This window comes from Tateyamaria pelophila (assembly GCF_019966495.1).
GTDB classification, from domain to species: Bacteria; Pseudomonadota; Alphaproteobacteria; order Rhodobacterales; family Rhodobacteraceae; genus Tateyamaria; species Tateyamaria pelophila.
In genome coordinates this window covers 1-2241 of sequence record NZ_JAIMIA010000272.1, presented here as the reverse complement: position 1 = coordinate 2241, position 2241 = coordinate 1, and the positions used below count along the sequence as shown (strand labels likewise).

Here is a 2241-nt window from a genome sequence, read left to right as displayed (position 1 = left end):
TCAGACAGAGCCGCCCGGTTCTCTGCGGTCGCCAGTCCCTCGGTCTCGAACCGGCCCATCTGCGACGTGGATGCGGCATGCGCATCGACGGCACGGCCACCGACAACCTGGCGCATCACGGGATCGAGCGCGAGACGGTCGGCGTCATTGACGTCCCCGTATCCTGCCAACCGGCCGTAGACCGATTGCCGAAACAGCCCGTCGAGCCGGTGGATCGTGTTCTTGCCACGGCGATTATCGCACAGGGCAGCAGACGCCAGATTGGACAGACCGAGCGCGTCATCAAGCTCGCGCATCACCAGAAGGCCGCCATCCGAACTGAGCTGAGCGCCCCGGAATTCCAGCCGCACGCGAGGGTCAAAATCCACACGATCTGCCCGCTGCAAGCCCGCACCCTCTGGGTGATCCATGAAACACATCCTCCGCAGCAACCAACGCCATGATATATATAGAAAATATCACGTTCAAGACAGCGAAATCAGAGATCTACTTGGGGAATGCGGGCTCAAAGCTCAAATCCCATCTGCGGCGCATCGGAGCCAGAACCTACGATGCCTTGTTTGAAGCGCTTGGCGACATCTGCGATCTCTACGAACCAGTAGAATGCTGGAACTTTCTCAAAGCCGCCGGATATGCCTCAGATTAAATGCAAAATGCTTTAATAATAGTTAAACATTCGAAAGTCTTCTTTGAAAATTGACTTCATGATATTCTCGGCTTCTTCAGTATAAAAATTGCCAGTTTGGCTATCCGCAGATGTGATTTTTCCAGATACCTTGGCTTCCAAAGGGTGTGGTTTGGCAAGGGTTTCTGACAGATCAGGATTTACACCAATCGCTGCGAGAACCGGCTTCATATCGCTCGAAAGTCGTTCCAGTTTTACAATCTGATCGAACTGTTCTACCGGTTGGATCAACAATTCCGATTGTGGCCAGAAATGCTTGTTCCAATGCAGCGCCTCTCTCTCAAGATGTTTCAGAAAGGCGAGGAACCCCTCAGGGCTTCTATCGCCGTACCCCTCAAAAATGCTGTATTTATCTTGAGCGCCCGGCGCTATCTTTTGAAGAAATCCTGACAGCACACGGGTTCTGGGGTTTCTCACAACAACGAATGAACGGAAAGTAGGAAGGGACCACAATGATAGCAAGTTCATGTTAGCCGCAGAGTTCATTGATTTTTTGAAATCATCATAATCGTCTCCGGCGCCGCGATCAATCAGGTCAGATAAAAAGGCGGCCACCGTGGAATTGCCAGATTTCTGCATTCGATTGAATATTAACTTCTTCTCAGGATAAATTGCTGTTTGGTTGCGCGATAGGAAATTTGGAAGGTTGATCTGCTGACCACGATAGGCCGCACGGAGAATCATGCGGCGGGTGAATTTTTGGCCTTTTGATGAGAGCTTGCCTAACATTAGATTTTTCCTGACGACCGGATCGCCATTAACTGTCATTCACATCATCGCCGCGCCTGAGCATTCGTCAAGGTCATGAGTGCTCAGAGCCCGACGCGCTTCGCGCTCCTGCCGAGTACGTGAAGCCTGAGCGCGTGTGTCGGCCATGCCAATCGAAGTAAATCCCAAGCGCCGCGCTGACGCATTGATTTGTGTCAGAAGTTCCTGAGCGACGCGAAGGCCCGGATTGGCGATGGGAGTGGTTCCCGTGCGGCTACCTAGAGCTGTGACGCCCTCTTTTTCGATCGAATCAAGCTGGGCAGTGTGGAGCACCATCAACCGGGCCAAACCTGCGAGCGAGATTTGATCTCCTTGAGGCCAGTCGCTGTGCGGGCGGCAATCTTTTAGGGCATTGTACATCTGGCGCGTATTGGCGTTACTTTTCCCGGCAAGCTTTGGCCATAGATGCTTTTTCAGCGCATTTGCGGATGATTCAATCTGTTGTCGGTTAGTTGTCACATTTTTCCGCATAATTCGATCCGTTTCGGGGCCGTTGGGGGCGCGATTAACCTGATTATACAAATGACTCCAATAGCTGGAAGGTTTTAAAGGGCGATTGCTGTCGTCGCTGTTCGATTTGAAGATGGAACGTGGTGCCTGGCGCCCGGTCTAGGATAGAGCACACCCGCCCCTTTCCACATGGAATATGGCGGAGCTACACTTGCCATGTCTTCCCCATCAACTCGTTGAGATTAGGAGGAAGGAAATTTTAACCGACATTCCCCAAGTGGCCTGCCATCTGACGCGAAGATCGCCTGATCAGGCCTGCGGATCAAGTATCTTTTACC

3 protein-coding genes and 1 pseudogene are annotated in these 2241 nt (G+C 52.1%); 1 reads left to right on the top strand and 3 read right to left on the bottom strand.

Annotation, left to right across the window (positions count from 1 at the left end):
* The coding region (locus tag LC354_RS27555) for a transposase (RefSeq protein WP_223421634.1) at positions 1–410 on the bottom strand (410 nt) is incomplete at its 3' end.
* An 89-nt stretch (positions 411–499) separates the two neighbouring features.
* Here LC354_RS27555 and LC354_RS27550 point away from each other — a divergent pair.
* Positions 500–646, top strand: a pseudogene (locus LC354_RS27550) (IS630-like element ISSpo6 family transposase); the annotation flags it as partial.
* 12 nt (positions 647–658) lie between these two features.
* Here LC354_RS27550 and LC354_RS27545 read toward each other — a convergent pair.
* Positions 659–1453: a sulfotransferase family protein gene (locus tag LC354_RS27545; protein WP_223429118.1), complete on the bottom strand. Its 795-nt coding sequence runs from the start codon at positions 1451–1453 to the stop codon at positions 659–661.
* The gene (locus tag LC354_RS27540; protein ID WP_223429117.1) at positions 1454–1924 is read right to left on the bottom strand and encodes a hypothetical protein; all 471 of its coding nucleotides are present in this window, start codon (positions 1922–1924) and stop codon (positions 1454–1456) included.
* Positions 1925–2241: the final 317 nt, after the last annotated feature.

Bases quoted from the DNA above. Each gene is read 5' to 3' on its own strand.
- LC354_RS27545 (WP_223429118.1), bottom strand. From the start codon at position 1,453: ATGACAGTTAATGGCGATCCGGTCGTCAGGAAAAATCTAATGTTAGGC.
- LC354_RS27540 (WP_223429117.1), bottom strand. From the start codon at position 1,924: ATGCGGAAAAATGTGACAACTAACCGACAACAGATTGAATCATCCGCA.